General features: G+C 71.7%; 14 protein-coding genes and 2 pseudogenes. 9 read left to right on the top strand and 7 right to left on the bottom strand.

Annotated features, from left to right (window positions below; genetic code table 11):
• Positions 1–992 (bottom strand): serine/threonine-protein kinase (locus D3105_RS24965; RefSeq protein WP_133305706.1); only part of this gene is annotated, 992 nt, incomplete at its 3' end.
• Positions 993–1,268: 276 nt separating this feature from the next.
• Positions 1,269–2,147, bottom strand: a complete 879-nt coding sequence (locus tag D3105_RS24960; protein ID WP_030799089.1) for a menaquinone biosynthetic enzyme MqnA/MqnD family protein — start codon at positions 2,145–2,147, stop codon at positions 1,269–1,271.
• A gap of 285 nt (positions 2,148–2,432) precedes the next feature.
• Here D3105_RS24960 and D3105_RS24955 point away from each other — a divergent pair, with 285 nt between their 5' ends.
• Both D3105_RS24955 and D3105_RS24950 read left to right on the top strand, forming a co-directional pair.
• Positions 2,433–2,636 (top strand): cold-shock protein, encoded by a 204-nt coding sequence (locus D3105_RS24955; RefSeq protein ID WP_003967102.1) that lies wholly within the window; start codon positions 2,433–2,435, stop codon positions 2,634–2,636.
• Between the two features lie 154 nt (positions 2,637–2,790).
• Positions 2,791–3,615, top strand: a complete 825-nt coding sequence (locus D3105_RS24950) for a MerR family transcriptional regulator (RefSeq protein ID WP_118905279.1) — start codon at positions 2,791–2,793, stop codon at positions 3,613–3,615.
• A 57-nt stretch (positions 3,616–3,672) separates the two neighbouring features.
• On the opposite strand, the gene D3105_RS24945 is transcribed toward D3105_RS24950, so the two are convergent.
• Complete coding sequence (locus tag D3105_RS24945) at positions 3,673–4,893, bottom strand: amidohydrolase family protein (protein WP_118905278.1); 1,221 nt, start codon at positions 4,891–4,893, stop codon at positions 3,673–3,675.
• A gap of 290 nt (positions 4,894–5,183) precedes the next feature.
• On the opposite strand from D3105_RS24945, the pseudogene D3105_RS24940 reads away from it, so the two are divergent.
• From D3105_RS24940 to D3105_RS34690, 3 genes and pseudogenes are all read left to right on the top strand, one after another.
• Positions 5,184–8,137 (top strand): annotated as a pseudogene (locus D3105_RS24940) (AfsR/SARP family transcriptional regulator).
• Positions 8,138–8,340: 203 nt separating this feature from the next.
• Positions 8,341–8,517 (top strand): hypothetical protein, encoded by a 177-nt coding sequence (locus tag D3105_RS34695; RefSeq protein ID WP_007451789.1) that lies wholly within the window; start codon positions 8,341–8,343, stop codon positions 8,515–8,517.
• Between the two features lie 201 nt (positions 8,518–8,718).
• Entirely contained in the window at positions 8,719–8,892 is a 174-nt protein-coding gene (locus D3105_RS34690) for a hypothetical protein (RefSeq protein ID WP_165891076.1), read from the top strand.
• Between the two features lie 70 nt (positions 8,893–8,962).
• Here D3105_RS34690 and D3105_RS24935 read toward each other — a convergent pair whose 3' ends face one another.
• The 3 genes from D3105_RS24935 to D3105_RS24925 form a co-directional block, all read right to left on the bottom strand.
• Positions 8,963–9,358, bottom strand: a complete 396-nt coding sequence (locus tag D3105_RS24935; RefSeq protein ID WP_118905277.1) for a hypothetical protein — start codon at positions 9,356–9,358, stop codon at positions 8,963–8,965.
• Positions 9,358–9,639 carry a hypothetical protein gene (locus tag D3105_RS24930; protein ID WP_010071760.1) on the bottom strand — a complete coding sequence of 94 codons (282 nt, stop codon included), beginning with the start codon at positions 9,637–9,639 and terminating at the stop codon, positions 9,358–9,360. Before D3105_RS24930 ends, D3105_RS24935 begins: the two co-directional genes overlap by 1 nt.
• Positions 9,640–9,716: 77 nt before the next feature.
• On the bottom strand, positions 9,717–11,273 hold the full coding sequence (locus D3105_RS24925; RefSeq protein ID WP_118905276.1) for a FadD3 family acyl-CoA ligase: 1,557 nt from the start codon (positions 11,271–11,273) through the stop codon (positions 9,717–9,719).
• Between the two features lie 99 nt (positions 11,274–11,372).
• Here D3105_RS24925 and D3105_RS24920 point away from each other — a divergent pair, with 99 nt between their 5' ends.
• The 3 genes from D3105_RS24920 to D3105_RS24910 are packed head-to-tail and all read left to right on the top strand — an operon-like array spanning position 11,373 to position 13,766.
• A complete protein-coding gene (locus tag D3105_RS24920) occupies positions 11,373–12,521 on the top strand; it encodes a lipid-transfer protein (RefSeq protein ID WP_118905275.1) in 1,149 nt (382 codons plus the stop codon).
• Positions 12,522–12,530: 9 nt separating this feature from the next.
• Positions 12,531–12,986: a Zn-ribbon domain-containing OB-fold protein gene (locus D3105_RS24915; RefSeq protein ID WP_118905274.1), complete on the top strand. Its 456-nt coding sequence runs from the start codon at positions 12,531–12,533 to the stop codon at positions 12,984–12,986.
• A 3-nt stretch (positions 12,987–12,989) separates the two neighbouring features.
• A complete protein-coding gene (locus D3105_RS24910) occupies positions 12,990–13,766 on the top strand; it encodes an enoyl-CoA hydratase/isomerase family protein (protein ID WP_118905273.1) in 777 nt (258 codons plus the stop codon).
• A 17-nt stretch (positions 13,767–13,783) separates the two neighbouring features.
• Here D3105_RS24910 and D3105_RS24905 read toward each other — a convergent pair whose 3' ends face one another.
• On the bottom strand, positions 13,784–14,320 hold the full coding sequence (locus tag D3105_RS24905; RefSeq protein WP_118905272.1) for a hypothetical protein: 537 nt from the start codon (positions 14,318–14,320) through the stop codon (positions 13,784–13,786).
• A 196-nt stretch (positions 14,321–14,516) separates the two neighbouring features.
• Between D3105_RS24905 and D3105_RS24900 the strand changes: the two are divergent.
• Positions 14,517–14,872, top strand: a pseudogene (locus tag D3105_RS24900) (hypothetical protein); the annotation flags it as partial.

Here is a 14,872-nt window from a genome sequence, read left to right as displayed (position 1 = left end):
GGCCAGGGGCGATGCCCGGCCCAGGCCCCCGCCCCGGCCCCCGCTCCCAACGACGCGCTGCTGAACGGCACCGGCCCCGACTGCACCGGGGCGTCCTGCGGTTCCAGGTCCAGCAGCGCCACCGCGGACCGGCTCACCTCGCGCACCAGCCGGCCCGGCAGCCAGCCGCCCGCCACCATCGCCGCCGCCCCGCCGGGAGCGAGGGCACGGGCGAGGTCGGCCGGGGCGGGCCGGGCCGCCGGGTCCTTGGCGAGGCAGCCCGCGACCACCTCGCGCAGCTCGCCCTCCAGATCGCCCAGTTCGGGTTCCTCGTGGACCACCTTGTAGAGGAGCACGGCGGAGGAGTCGCCCGGAAAGGGGGCGGCGCCCGTCGCCGCGTACGCGAGGACCGCGCCCAGTGAGAAGACGTCGGCCGCGCCGGAGACGTCCCGGCCGCGGATCTGCTCGGGCGCCATGTAGCCGGGCGAGCCGACGGAGACCCCGGTGGAGGTGAGCGAGACGGTCGCGCCGAGTGCCCGGGCGATACCGAAGTCGATGAGGCGGGGGCCGTCCAGGGCGAGCAGCACGTTGGAGGGCTTCACATCGCGGTGGACGATGCCCTGCCCGTGGACGACGGCGAGCGCCTCGGCCAGGCCCGCGCCCAGAGTGCGTACCGCGTGTTCTGGCAGCGGGCCGTGCTCGGTGATCGCCTGGGAGAGCGGGGGACCTGCGACGTAACCGGTGGCCACCCACGGCACCGGGGCGTCCGGGTCGGCGTCCAGGACCGGGGCCGTCCACTGCGCGCCGATGCGCCGGGCGGACTCCACCTCGCGCCGGAACCGGGCGCGGAACTGCTCGTCGAGGGCGAAGTGGGGGTGGACCACCTTGACCGCGACCGTGCGTCCGCCCGCGCTGCGGCCGAGATAGACCCGGCCCATCCCGCCCGCGCCGAGCCTGCCGAGCAGCCGGTAGGCACCGATGGTGTGCGGTTCGCCCGCTTCCAGCGGCTGCATATGGACTCCCCCTGTGAACCCTGCGGACGGTGAAACCGTGGACGGTAATCCCTGTGGTCGGTCCGGACCCGGACCGAAGCCTAGGGGGCGTCACCGGCACGGTCACCGGGAAACGGCCGGACCATTCCCCCTTCTCCGGTCAGGAGGGGATCTTTTCGCCCCGGGGAAAGGCGCGAATGTGTTGTTCCGCCGCCCACCATTCCCTGCCCGGTACGCCTATCCGGCAGACCTCTCCGGGAAGGGGAAAGGGAATTCCCCATATCCCCGGTCCGTACCTCAGCCGCCGAGCAGCTCCACCCGGACGTCCGCCGGGTAGCCGGTGTCCGCACCCGTACGGCGGGCGAACTCGCGGACGCCGGCCAGCTGGTCCGGGCCGAAGCGGAAGTCGAGCGTCGTGAAGTACTGCTCCAGCACCTTCGCGTCGAAGGCCTCCCAGCGGGCCGCCTGCTCCGCGACCTTGGTGACCTCCTCCAGGGAGAGGTCCCGGGAGGCCAGGAACGCCTCGTGGACCTGGGCCGCCCGGTCGGGGTGCGCGGCGAGGAAGTCCTTGCGGGCCGCCCAGACGGCGAAGACGAACGGCAGCCCCGTCCACTCCTTCCACATCTGGCCCAGGTCGTGGACCTGGAGCCCGAGCCGGGGGGCGTCGTGCAGATTGGCGCGCAGCGCGGCGTCACCGATCAGCACGGCGGCGTCCGCCTCCTGCATCATCAGGCCCAGGTCCGGCGGGCAGGTGTAGTAGTCGGGCCGGACGCCGTAGCGCTCGGCCAGCAGCAGCTGGGCCAGCCGCACCGAGGTGCGGGAGGTCGAGCCGAGCGCCACCCGGGCCCGGTCGAGCTGCTCCAGCGGGAGCTGGGAGACGATCACGCAGGACATGACGGGCCCGTCGCAGCCGACCGCGATGTCGGGGAAGGCGACCAGGTCGTCGGCGTTGCGCAGGTACTCCACGAGGGTGACCGGGCCGATGTCCAGGTCTCCCCTGATCAGCTGCTCGCTGAGCCGCTCCGGGGTGTCCTTGGAGAGCTCCAGGTCGAGCAGGGTTCCCGTCCGCGCCAGGCCCCAGTAGAGGGGGAGGCAGTTCAGGAACTGGATGTGGCCGACGCGGGGCCGGCTGCGACGGTCGTCGCCTTCGCGGGGGGAGACGGTTGAATTGTCCACATCGCGAGGCTAGACCCGCGTCCGGCCACGGGCACCACCGGGGCCCGCGCACCCCCTTTTCACGGACCTCTCGCGGGACGCCCGGCGGGGCGATCAAACCTTCGGGTGAAGTGATCTTTCCCTCTACCGCTCTCCGGAGACTGCGTGCTAGGCTCGCCCGCAAGTTGCAGTTTGGTTTCCCTTGCAGTACAGAGCCTGCGGAGCATGTAACCCGCAGGCTTTTGTAGTTTTCAGACTTGTTTGCAGGTTCTGGAGCAGGGCAACCCTTTGGCCCAAGGAGGGCTTATGGCTACCGGAACCGTCAAGTGGTTCAACGCTGAAAAGGGCTTCGGCTTCATCGCCCAGGACGGCGGCGGCCCGGATGTCTTCGTTCACTACTCCGCGATCAACGCGTCCGGGTTCCGCTCCCTCGAGGAGAACCAGGTCGTGAACTTCGACGTCACTCAGGGACCCAAGGGTCCGCAGGCTGAGAACGTCACCCCGGCCTAGTTGCCCGGGTCGGCCGATCGCGGCCGCACATAGCAGTACCCAAGGAGCCCCGCTCCCCCGCTTCGGCGGAGGAACGGGGCTCCTGCCTGTATACGACCCGCAACCCGGTACCGCTTGACCTTGACCCCGTGTGAAGGGCTGCAGTGGAGCCATCATGTTCACCATCGGAGACTTCGCCAGGTACGGGCGGGTGTCGCCCCGGATGCTGCGTCACTACGACGCCATCGGGCTGCTGCGCCCGGACCGCACCGACCCCGCCACCGGCTACCGCCTCTACGGCGCGGCCCAGCTCGCCCGGCTCAACCGGATCATCGCGCTCAAGGACCTCGGCTTCACGCTCCAGCAGGTGGGGGCGGTCCTGGACGAGCAGGTGGGCCCCGAGGAGCTGCGCGGCATGCTGCGGCTGCGCCGGGCCGAGCTGGCGGAGGCGGTGGCGGCCGCTTCGGCGCGGCTGGCCCGGGTCGAGGCGAGGCTCCGGTCGATCGAGAGCGAGGGGCACATGCCTGCCGACGACGTCGTGATCAAGACCGTTCCGGCGGTCCGGGTGGCCGAGCTGACCGGAACGGCCGCCGGCTACCAGCCCGAGGACATCGGGCCGGTGATCGGTCCGCTGTACGAGCGGCTCTTCCCGCTCCTGGAGGGCGCGGGCGTCCGGCCCACCGGCCCCGGGATCGCGCGGTACGAGGACGAGCCCGGGGGCGGCGGGATCGTCGTGCACGCCGGGGTGACGGTGTCGGCCCCGGTGGGCGCGGTCGGGGACACGGGGGTGCGGGTGGTGGAGCTGCCGGCGTTCGTGGCGGCGGCGATCGTGCACCGGGGCGCGATGGACGGCGTACTGCCGGCGGCCAACACCCTGGCCCGCTGGCTGGAGGCCAACGGCTACCGCTCCACGGGGTACGCCCGCGAGGTCAACCTGGAGTGCCCGCCGGACCGGGAGCAGTGGGTGACGGAACTTCAGGAGCCGGTGGCGAAGGCCTGACGCGGCCCGCAGGTATGGGGAGGGGGTCGCGGTCTCCTCCTCGTACCCACCGCAGGCTCAGGGGCCCGCCCAGAGCCCGTCCTCCGTGAGCCCCAGCAGCTCGATGGCGTTGCCGCGCACGATCCGGTCGACGACGTCCGGGGCGAGGTGGCCCATCTGCTCCTCGCCGACCTCGCGGGAGCGGGGCCAGGTGGAGTCGGAGTGCGGGTAGTCCGTCTCGTACAGGACGTTGCCGACGCCGATCGCGTCGAGGTTCTTCAGCCCGAAGGCGTCGTCGAAGAAGCAGCCGTAGACGTGCTCGGCGAAGAGTTCGGACGGCGGGCGGTGGACCTTGTCGGCGACGCCGCCCCAGGCGCGGTTCTCCTCCCAGACCACGTCGGCGCGTTCCAGGATGTAGGGGATCCAGCCGATCTGCCCCTCCGCATACATGATCTTCAGGTTGGGGAAGCGTTCGAACTTGCCGCTCATCAGCCAGTCGACCATCGAGAAGCAGCAGTTGGCGAAGGTGATCGTGGAGCCGACGGCGGGCGGGGCATCGGCGGAGGTGGACGGCATCCGCGACGAGGAGCCGATGTGCATGGCGATGACGGTGCCCGTCTCGTCGCAGGCCGCGAGGAGCGGATCCCAGTCGTCCGCATGTATGGACGGAAGCCCGAGATGGGGAGGTATCTCGGAGAACGCGACGGCGCGCACGCCCCGCGCGGCATTGCGCCGTACCTCGGCGGCGGCGAGTTCCGCGTCCCAGAGCGGGATGAGGGTGAGAGGGATGAGGCGGCCGTGCGCCTCGGGGCCGCACCACTCCTCGACCATCCAGTCGTTGTACGCGCGCACCCCCAGGAGCCCCAGTTCGCGGTCCTTGGCCTCGGTGAACGTCTGCCCGCAGAAGCGCGGGAAGGTCGGGAAACAGAGCGCGGACTGGACGTGGTTGACGTCCATGTCGGCGAGCCGGTCCGGGACCGAGAAGGAGCCGGGGCGCATCTGCTCGTAGGTGATGATCTCCAGCCTTATCTCGTCCCTGTCGTAGCCGACGGCGGTGTCCAGGCGGGTGAGCGGGCGGTGCAGGTCCTCGTACACCCACCAGTCGCCCACCGGCCCGTCGTCGCCCTTGGCACCCATGACGGGCGCGAACTTGCCGCCCAGGAAGGTCATTTCCTTCAGGGGCGCGCGAACGATGCGCGGGCCGGAGTCCGCGTACCTGGACGGGAGCCGGTCCCGCCAGACATGAGCGGGCTCCACCGTGTGGTCGTCCACCGAGATGATCTTCGGGAAGGTCTCCATGCGTTCCACGGTAGCGCCGATCTGACGACCCGTCAGCAAGCGTGCGCGCATTCAGGTCGGGCAGGGCGCGGGGCATGGTTCCCGAATCGTTGTCGAGGGCTTGTGCAGAGCGTCACCCACTGCTGACGAGTCCGCCCGAGACAAGGCAGACTGTTGAGCGCGATACCAGCGGTACCGCGCCATCCGGATGCACACCGCACTTCGGCGCAGGGCGGACATTCGGGCGCGGGCACCACCGGCAGGATCCGCAGACGAGCGGGACCGGCAGGCGAGCAGGACAGGGGGCATCAATGGACCGTGACAGCGGGCCACGCGTGCGCGTACCGGAGCAGCGTGCTCCGGAGAAACCGGGTTCGGCGGACGCCCTCAGGTTCACCGTGCTCGGCCCCGTACGGGCCTGGCGGGGCTCGGATCTGCTCTCCTCCGGCTCGCCCCAGCAGCGCGCCCTGCTGACCGCGCTGCTGCTGCGCGAGGGGCGGACGGCCACCGCGGGCGAGCTGATCGACGCGTTCTGGGGCGAGGACCCGCCCTCGCAGGCGCTGGCCACGATCCGGACGTACGCCTCCCGGCTGCGCAAGATCCTGGGCCAGGACACGCTGGTGAGCGAGTCCGGCGGGTACGCGATCCGGATCGACCGGGGCGCGCTGGATCTCACCCTGGCCCAGGACCTGGCGGCCGAGGCGGAGAAGGCGCGGGCGGCCGGGGACCGGTGCCAGGCGCGCACCCTGATCAACAAGGTGCTGGGCCTGTGGGACGGCGAGGCGCTGGCCTCCGTTCCCGGCCCGTACGCGGACAACCAGCGGACCCGGCTGGAGGAGTGGCGGCTCCAGCTCACCGAGACGAGGCTCGACCTGGACCTGGAGGTCGGCTGCCACGCGGAGGCCGTCTCCGAGCTGACCGCGCTGACCGCGGCGCACCCTCTGCGGGAGCGGCTGCGCGAGCTGCTGATGGTCGCGCTGTACCGCAGCGGCCGGCAGGCCGAGGCCCTCGCGGTGTACGCGGACACCCGTCGGCTCCTCGCGGAGGAGCTGGGCGTCGACCCGCGCCCCGAACTGGCCCAGCTCCAGCAGCGGATCCTGCGCGCCGACGAGGAGCTGGCCCGCCCGGCGGACGAACCGGCGCCCGCGCCGGCCCCTCTGCGCCCCGCGCAGCTCCCGGCCACGGTGCCCGACTTCACCGGCCGGTCCGCGTTCGTGGCGGAGCTGGGCAGCCGGCTGGCCACGGCGGAAGGGTCGGTCATGGCGGTCTCGGCCGTGGCCGGGATCGGCGGCGTGGGCAAGACGACACTGGCGGTGCACGTCGCCCACCAGGCCCGTCGGCACTTCCCGGACGGGCAGTTGTACGTCGACCTCCAGGGCGCGGGGGCGCGGGCGGCGGAGCCGGAGACGGTCCTCGGCTCGTTCCTGCGCGCGCTGGGCACGGCGGACTCGGCGATCCCGGACACGCTGGACGAGCGGGCCGCGCTGTACCGCTCGACGCTGGACGGCCGCCGCATCCTGATCCTCCTCGACAACGCCCATGACGCCGCCCAGATCCGCCCGTTGCTGCCCGGTACGCCGGGGTGCGCGGCGCTGGTGACGAGCCGGGTGCGGATGGTGGACCTGGCCGGGGCGCATCTGGTGGACCTGGACGTGATGTCGCCGGAGGAGGCGCTCCAGCTCTTCACCCGGATCGTGGGCGCGGAGCGGGTGGGCTCGGAGCGGGAGGCGGCCCTGGACGTGGTGGCCGCGTGCGGCTTCCTGCCTCTGGCCATCCGCATCGCCGCCTCCCGCCTGGCGGCGCGCCGCACCTGGACGGTGTCGGTCCTCGCCGCGAAGCTCGCCGACGAACGCCGCCGCCTGGACGAGCTCCAGGCGGGGGACCTCGCCGTGAAGGCCACATTCGAACTCGGCTACGGCCAACTGGAACCGGCCCAGGCCCGGGCCTTCCGCCTCCTGGGCCTCGCGGACGGCCCCGACATCTCCCTGGCCGCGGCGGCCGCCCTGCTGAACCTGGACCCGCCGCGGCGGAAGACCTCCTGGAGGCCCTGGTCGACACGAGCCTGGTGGAATCCGCCGCCCCGGGCCGCTACCGCTACCACGACCTGGTGCGCCTCTACGCGCGTGCGTGCGCGGAGCGGGACGAGCGGGCGGTGGAGCGGGAGTCGGCGTTGTCGCGGCTGCTGGACTTCTACCTGGCCACGGCGGCGGGGGTGTACGCGCTGGAGCGGCCGGGAGACCGGTTGGCCGATCACCGGGAGCCCACGCAGTACAGCGGGCTGACGTTCGCCGACCGGCACAGCGCTCAGGACTGGCTCTACACGGAGGCCAACTCCCTGCTCGCCTGCGTACGTCAGTCGTCGGGGCCCGGTGCGGTGCGCCGGGCGGTCGATCTGCTCTGGGCCACCAAGGACCTCGCGGAGTCGGGCGCGAACTCCAAGCAGTACGAGGCCGCGGCGATCACGATGCGCGATCTGGCGCGGTCCAGCGACGACGCGCGGGCCGAGGGGCGGGCGCTGATCACGCTCACCAACGCGCGTCTGGTCGCGGGCCGTTTCGACCAGGCGGAGCGGGACGCACAGCGTGCCATGCGGCTCGCCCGCGCCGTGGACGATCCGCTGCCGAGCTGCTGGGCTCCGAACGACCTCGGCATCATCGCGCTGTACCAGAACCGCCATGCGGAGGGAGAGGCGTATCTGGAGCAAGCCATCGCCAACTTCCGGGCCGACGGCAACCGCCCGGGCGAGGCGAGCGCCCTGTGCAACCTCTCCCGCATCCATCTGGCGATGGGGAACACCACGAGCGCGGTGGCCCTGGCCCAGCAGGGCATAGACATCTACGACGAGCTGGGCCACGCGCTGCGCGGTGCGAACGGCCGTTACGCTCTCGGCCTGGCTCTCACGCAGAGCGGCCGGTTCGCCGATGCGACGGAGCAGCTCCACAACGCGCTGGCGGTGTTCCGGGACAGCCGACAGCGCCTCTGGGAGGGTATGGCGACGTTCCGTCTCGCGGAGGTGGATCTGGCCGCCGGTCTTCCGGCTCAGGCCGCCACGAAGGCCGAGCAGGCTCTCGCGGTGCTGCGCGGCATCGGAGGGGAGTGGCGGCGCGGCAATGTCCTCACCGTCCTGGGCCAGGCACTGAAAGACATCGGCCAGCCGGGCCGGGCCCAGGTGTGCTGGCGTGAGGCGCTGGACATATACGAGACGCTCGGTTCGGCGGAGGTCGAAGCCGTACGGAAGTTGCTGGCGCCGACGCTGCCCGCGTGAGCCCGCGAGGCGTTCATCATTCGTTTATCGCGCCCCGACATGGTGGTTCCAGTCGTTCCGTCGCGTCGGGGGGCAGACGGGCCGGCCTCGGCCGCAGAGGTAGGTTGAACGGCCGAACGACACCTGCCCGGCAACCCGACGGGGGAGTTGCCGGGCGGGCTCGTCGAGTCCGAGCACAGCCATTCAGGGAGCTGGAGAACACCATGAGCGATGCGCAGAAGAAGCCGGTCGTGAAGCCGCTCGACAACCACGCCACCGGCGGGGAAGCTACGACGCAGGACAACCACGCGACAGGTGGTGTGCTGAAGCCGCTGGACAACCACGCCACCGGCGGCACGGTCAAGCCGCTCGACAACCACGCGACGGGCGAGCCCGCCTAGACCTTCCCGACGGGGATACGGGGGAGCGGCCGCGGTGGCACCGAGGGGGAGCCGCCGCGGCCGCGGCATGTCCAGGAACGACCTGCTCACGTAATCGCGCCATCGTTCGACCGCTTCCCGCCACAGGGGTACCGCAATCGCCCCCCCCCTGTCACTAGCGTCACTTCACGTCCAGAAGCTCGCCACACCACAGGAGTGGGAATGACCCGCACCAAGAAGACGTTTGTCGCCGCCGCGTTCGCGGTGGCTCTCGGCCTCGGCTCAGCTTCTCCGGCCCTGGCCGATCAGCACGCCACCGGTGACGTCCCCGTCACCACTCAGGACCAGCACGCCACCGGTGGCGACGCCACCACTCAGGACCAGCACGCCACCTGAGATGACCAATAGGTGAGGGGCCCGAGACGGGGGAAACGCTCGGGCCCCTCCTGCATGTCGGGGACCGCGCCTACAGGGCCCGCAACTGCACCCTCGCCCCGCACAGCTTGCCCAGGTCGTCCACGTCGGACGTGAAGAGCGCGGTCCGGCCCGGCTGACGGTTCGCGATCGCGGCGAGCGCGGCGTCGATGGCGTACTTGTGGCCGTGCAGGCCGGCCTCGCGCAGGAGACGGATCGCCTCGTCGGCGATGTCCTGGGTGACGGGCTCGACGACCATCCCGGACATCGCCCAGTCCCACACCGGCCGCCGGATCTTGCTGTGGTACGCCTCGATCAGGGTCATCGAGCTGGTCACCACACGGACGCCCGCCCGGTGGGCGTCCTTGAGGCGGCCCTTCATCTCCGGGTTTCCGAGGGCCGCCCGCGAGACTGCCTCGCAGTCCAGTACGTAGGTGATGTCCGGCATCACGCGGCCGCCGCGCCCCGACGTGCGGGGGTGTCCGCCTCCTGCTCGGCGAACCACTGCTCGATCTCTCGGCGCTCGGCCTCGGCCGCCGCCAGGTCGGCATCGGTGACGGGTCCGTATTCGCCTTCAAGGCGCGCCACCAGCTCCCCCAGCCGGTCATGCTCACGCTGACGTTCTATGGCCCGCGTGACATAGGCGCTGAACGCCCCCGGGCCGACCTCCGCCCGGATCTCCTCCGCCAGCTCCTCCGGCAGGGTGACCGTGTACTTCTTGGTTGCCATACCTATGACCATACCGCTGAAGCCGGACGGGCCCCAGTCGCGCTCACCCCATCCGGTGAAGCAGAACGGACGTTCCTCTACCCCAACCCCCGCAGCTCCCCCTTCACCACCTTGCCGCTCGCGTTGCGCGGCAGTTCCGGGACGAACTCCACCGTTCTCGGGACCTTGAAGTTCGCCATCTCGCGGCGGGACCAGGCGATCAGGTCGTCCGCGGTGAGTGTCGCGCCCCGGCGGCGGACCGCGTACGCCTTGCCGACCTCGCCGAGGCGGGGGTCCGGGACGCCGATGACCGCGACGTCGGCCACGTCCGGGTGGAGGCCGAGGAGCTGCTCTATCTCGGCCGGGTAGGCGTTGAAGCCGCCCACGATGAACATGTCCTTGATCCGGTCCGTGATCCTCAGATTGCCCGCCGCGTCCAGGACGCCCACGTCGCCCGTGCGGAGCCAGCCGTCCTCGGTCATCGTGGCGGCCGTCGTGTCCGGGTCCTCGAAGTAGCCGGTCATGATGTGGAAGCCGCGGACCTGGATCTCGCCCGGCGCGCCCGGGTCCGCGAGGACGCGGATCTCGGTGCCGGGGATCGCGCGGCCCGAGGTCGTCGCCACGGTCTCCGGTGCGTCGCCCCTGCGGCACATCGTGACGATGCCGCTCGCCTCGGAGAGGCCGTACGCCGTGAGGACCGTGGCGATGCCCAGTTCGTTGCGCAGGCGCTCCACCAGCTGGAGGGGGACCACCGCCGCCCCGGTGACGACCTGGCGCAGGGCCGACAGGTCGTGCGCCTCGCGTGCCGGGTGGTCCAGCAGGGACTGGTGCAGGGTCGGCGGTCCGGGCAGGACCGAGATCCGTTCCGCCGCGATGTTCGCCAGCACCGTGTCCACGTTGAACACCGGCTGCGGCACCATCGTCGCCCCCCGCATCAGGCAGGCGATGATCCCCGCCTTGTAGCCGAAGGTGTGGAAGAACGGGTTCACGATCAGGTAGCGGTCGCCCTCGCGCAGGCCCGCCAAGTCGCTCCAAATCTCGTACGCGCGCAGCGTCTGGGCGTGGGTGATCACCGCCCCCTTGGGGGCGCCCGTCGTGCCCGAGGTGTAGATGATGTCTGAGGGGGACGAAGGGGCGATCGCCGCCGCTCGGTCCCGTACGGCCGAGGGCTCCACCCCTTCCCCCGCCGCCAGGAAGTCCGGCCAACTCGTGTAGTCCTCGGGAGCCGTGTCCGCCAGCACCACCACCCGCTCCAGGTCCGGCAGTTTCACCTCCGCCCGGCGCAGCGACGCCACGTACGACGTGCCCAGGAACGTCCCCGTGACGAACAGCAGCCTCGCCCGGCTGCGCCGCAGGATGTGCGCCGCCTCCGCGCCCTTGAAGCGGGTGTTCAGCGGGACCAGCACCGCGCCCGCGCTCACCGCCCCCAGTGCCGAGACGATCCACTCCGTCGTGTTCGGGGCCCAGATCGCCACCCGGTCACCCGGCTCCACCCCGGCGGCCATGCACGCGGCCGCCGCGCGCTCCACCCGGTCGCCGAGTTCGGCGTACGAGAGCCGGGTGCGGCCGTCGGCCACCGCCTCGGCCGGGCCGTACCGCCTCGCCGCCGCCCGCACCAGCCCCGGGATGCTGCCCCACTCCTCGTCGCCCCGCATCACGCGCCCGCCTTCCGCCGCCGCACTAGCTGACTATCCGTCAGATTAACGGTAGCCTCTGCCGCTGTCAGCAGGCGCGACAGTGCGGGAGGTCAGCGGATGGCGACGCTCAAGGACGCGACGGCGATAGCCGGGATAGGACAGACGGCGTTCGCGAAACGGCTCCCGGAGTCCGAGAAGACCCTCGCCTGCCGGGCGATCCTCGCCGCCCTCGACGACGCGGGCATCGCCCCGTCGGAGGTCGACGGCTTCGCCTCGTACACCATGGAGGAGACCGACGAGGTCGAGGTCGCCAAGGCGATCGGGGCCGGGGACGTCACCTTCTTCAGCAAGGTGGGCTATGGCGGGGGCGGCTCCTGCGCCACCCTCGGCCATCTCGCCGCCGCCATAGCCACCGGGCAGGCGAGCGTCGGGGTCGCCTGGCGGTCGCGGAAGCGCGGGTCGGGCCCCCGGCCGTGGAAGAACACCGCCGCGCAGCTGCCCACTCCCGCCCAGTGGACCCGCCCCTACGGGCTCCTCCGGCCCGCCGACGAGATCGGCATGCTCGCCCGGCGCTACATGCACGAGTACGGGGCCACCCGCGACCACCTCTTCAACGTCGCCCTCGCCTGCCGCAACCGGGCCAACCAGAACCCGGCCGCGATCATGTACGACCGGCCGCTGACCCGCGAGATGTACATGACCTCCCGCTGGATCAGCGAACCCCTCTGCCTCTTCGACAACTGCCTGGAGACGGACGGGGCGTTGGCCTGCGTCATCGTCTCCGCCGAGCGCGCCCGCGACTGCCGGCAGAAGCCCGTCTATCTCCACTCCGTCGCCCAGGGGCTGCCCGCCCAGCACCACGGGATGGTCAACTACTGGAACGACGACCCGCTCACCGGCCCCGCCTGGACGGCAGCCCGACAGCTCTGGAAACAGGCCGACTTCGGACCGGACGACGTCCATGTGGCCCAGATCTACGACGCGTTCACCCCGCTCGTCCCGCTCTCCCTGGAGGGCTACGGCTTCTGCGCGCGCGGCGAGGGCGGCGCGTTCACCGAGGGCGGGGCGCTGGAGAGCGGTGGACGGCTGCCGGTCAACACCGGCGGGGGCGGGTTGAGCGAGGCGTACGTCCACGGCTTCAACCTCATCACCGAGGGCGTCAAGCAACTGCGCGGCACGTCCACCGCCCAGGTGCCGGAGGCCGCCACCTGTCTGGTCACCGCCGGTGAGGGCGTGCCGACATCCGCTGTCCTGCTGAGGAGTTGAGGCGATCCCATGAGCCTGTCCGATGCCCTGCTGCTGCCCGTCGTCGACGAGGACGGCGCACCCTTCTGGGAGTACGCCGCCCGGGGCGAACTCCGCGTCCAGGCCTGCGCATCCCCCGCCTGCGGCGAACTCCGTTTCCCGCCCCGGCCCTGCTGCCCGCACTGCGGGTCCTTCGCGAGTGAGTGGCGGCCGATGAGCGGGCGAGGGCGGCTCTGGTCGTACGTCGTCCCGCATCCGCCGCTCCTTCCCGCATACACAGAACAGGCTCCGTACAACGCGGTGGTGGTGGAGCTGGCGGACGCCCCGCAGATCCGCCTGGCCGGGAACGTCGTCGCCTCCCGCGACGCGCCGCTCAACTCCGTCGACCCGGCGCGGCTGCGGATCGGCGCTCCGGTGCGGGCCGCGTTCTGCCCGGCGGGCCCCGATGGCGGGGTCACGCTCGTCCGCTGGCTCCTGGAGCGGTGAGCGGTGGCCCTGCGTATCGAGCGGGAGGCGACGGCCGGGGTCGTGCTCGTCACCCTCGACCGGGCGGAGAAGCTCAACGCGATCGACCTGGAGACCGCCGGGGAACTCACCGCTCTGTGGCAGGAGTTGCGGTACGACGAGAGCGTCAGGGCCGCCGTCCTCGCCGGGGCCGGGACGCGCGCCTTCTGCACGGGGATCGACCGGGGGGCCGAAGTCCCGCAGCCTCCCTCCCCGTACGCCGTCGACGACCCGCTCCTGCGCATCGGGCCCAAGGCGAACGACCTGTGGAAGCCGGTGATCGCGGCGGTGGAGGGGATGGCCTGCGGCGGGGCGTTCTACCTGCTGGGCGAGGCGGAGTTCGTCGTCGCGTCCCGGGAGGCGACGTTCTTCGACCCGCACACGACGTACGGGATGGTCTCGGCGTACGAGGCGATCGCGATGGCCCAGCGGATGCCGTACGGGGAGGTCGCCCGGATGTCCCTGATGGGCACGGCGGAACGGGTGAGCGCCGAGCGGGCGTACGCCGTCGGGCTGGTCAGCGAGGTGACGGAGCCGGGCGGCGCGGTGGCGGCTGCGTTGCGGTCGGCGGCCGTGATCGCCGGTTACCCCACGGAGGCGGTGCAGGGCACGGTCCGGGCGGTGTGGGCCGCGAAGGAGGCGGCCAGGACCCAGGCGATGGCCCAGGCCCCGGCGCTGATCACCCTGGGCAACCTGCCCCCGGACCGGCAGGCGGAGCTGTTCGGGGCACGGGGAGCGAGCGGGGAGCCCCGGGTGCGGTGAGCGGGCGTGCCGTGCGGTCAGACCACCTCGGCGGTCACTACGCAGCGCTTGACCCGGGAGACCTTGCCGGGGCTCTCCATGCGTACGGTGAGCGTCCGGAAGTCGCCGCTGTCGAGGGTCGTGGTGGCCTCGGCCGTGTCCACGGTGTTGCCGCGGGCGTCGACGAACCGGACGTCGATCTCGTAATCCTGCGTGTACCGGTCGTTCGACTGGACCTCGATCAGCGATGAGGTGACCGCCTTGCGCTTGCCCTTGCGCGGCGTGGCGCAGCGGATGACCCGGACGGCGGGTGCGCCGTCGGACGCGGTGGGCGTCGGGGTCGAGTAGGAGCCGGAGGACGAGGAGCTGTCGCCGTAGTCGTAGTCGTCGTCGTCGTTGTAGTCCGTGTCGCGGTAGCCGTTGTTGCTCTTCTTCGAGCTGGAGCAGCCGCCGCCGCTCGAACTGCCGCCCTTGCTCTTTCCGCTCTTGCCGCCGCTGCTGGAGGTCGAGAATCCGGTGAGCGCGAGCACCACCACGACCAGGACCGCCGCGAGCTTCGTCTGTCGCCGCATCATGGATGCAGCCCCCCTTGAGTTTCGTTGCCGTATATCGAGCCGGTGGCGTGCGTTGTGACCCTCAGCATGCCGTGCGGGACTCCACGTTCAGGTCATGACCCTGTCACGGTCCGGTCATGGTCTGCGTGGCGGGGGTGATCGTCCCGGCGTAGCGTCGGTGGCGGGGGCCGTTCACGTACGCCCCTGGAGGCTGACGATGATCCGCAACGTCCTCGGCTCCGTCGTCGCCCTGGCCGGGGCCGCCTCCGCCGTGCTGAGCCCGTTCCGCGACTGGTACGGCGGGCGGGCCGGGCACGACTACCGGGTGCGGGACCTCTTCGAGGGGATCACCCCTGCGGAGTCGGGGGTGCTGGTCTCGATCCTGCTGCCGTTCCTGGGGGCGGCGCTGCTGGTGATCGTGGGCGTGGTGCTCCGGTCGCGGCTCGTGGTGGCCCTCGCGGGGCTGGTGGTGCTCGGCTTCACGATCCTGTGGATGGTCCGCCAGGGGCAGGCCGCGGGGTCGCTGGTGGTGGGCGGGGACGGGGCGGGGTTGCAGGTGGGGGTGGTGAACGC

Source organism: Streptomyces globisporus (genome assembly GCF_003501885.1).
In the GTDB taxonomy this organism is placed as follows: Bacteria; Actinomycetota; Actinomycetes; order Streptomycetales; family Streptomycetaceae; genus Streptomyces; species Streptomyces globisporus_D.
This window is presented reverse-complemented; position numbering and strand designations above follow the sequence as displayed.

What these genes read in the sequence shown, in the direction of transcription:
- D3105_RS24935 (WP_118905277.1), bottom strand. Translation starts at nt 9,358, where the DNA reads ATGCCGGACATCACCTACGTACTGGACTGCGAGGCAGTCTCGCGGGCG.
- D3105_RS24915 (WP_118905274.1), top strand. Translation starts at nt 12,531, where the DNA reads ATGAGCCTGTCCGATGCCCTGCTGCTGCCCGTCGTCGACGAGGACGGC.
- D3105_RS34695 (WP_007451789.1), top strand. Translation starts at nt 8,341, where the DNA reads ATGAGCGATGCGCAGAAGAAGCCGGTCGTGAAGCCGCTCGACAACCAC.
- D3105_RS24925 (WP_118905276.1), bottom strand. Translation starts at nt 11,273, where the DNA reads ATGCGGGGCGACGAGGAGTGGGGCAGCATCCCGGGGCTGGTGCGGGCG.
- D3105_RS24920 (WP_118905275.1), top strand. Translation starts at nt 11,373, where the DNA reads ATGGCGACGCTCAAGGACGCGACGGCGATAGCCGGGATAGGACAGACG.
- D3105_RS34690 (WP_165891076.1), top strand. Translation starts at nt 8,719, where the DNA reads ATGACCCGCACCAAGAAGACGTTTGTCGCCGCCGCGTTCGCGGTGGCT.
- D3105_RS24930 (WP_010071760.1), bottom strand. Translation starts at nt 9,639, where the DNA reads ATGGCAACCAAGAAGTACACGGTCACCCTGCCGGAGGAGCTGGCGGAG.
- D3105_RS24945 (WP_118905278.1), bottom strand. Translation starts at nt 4,893, where the DNA reads ATGGAGACCTTCCCGAAGATCATCTCGGTGGACGACCACACGGTGGAG.
- D3105_RS24905 (WP_118905272.1), bottom strand. Translation starts at nt 14,320, where the DNA reads ATGATGCGGCGACAGACGAAGCTCGCGGCGGTCCTGGTCGTGGTGGTG.
- D3105_RS24950 (WP_118905279.1), top strand. Translation starts at nt 2,791, where the DNA reads ATGTTCACCATCGGAGACTTCGCCAGGTACGGGCGGGTGTCGCCCCGG.
- D3105_RS24955 (WP_003967102.1), top strand. Translation starts at nt 2,433, where the DNA reads ATGGCTACCGGAACCGTCAAGTGGTTCAACGCTGAAAAGGGCTTCGGC.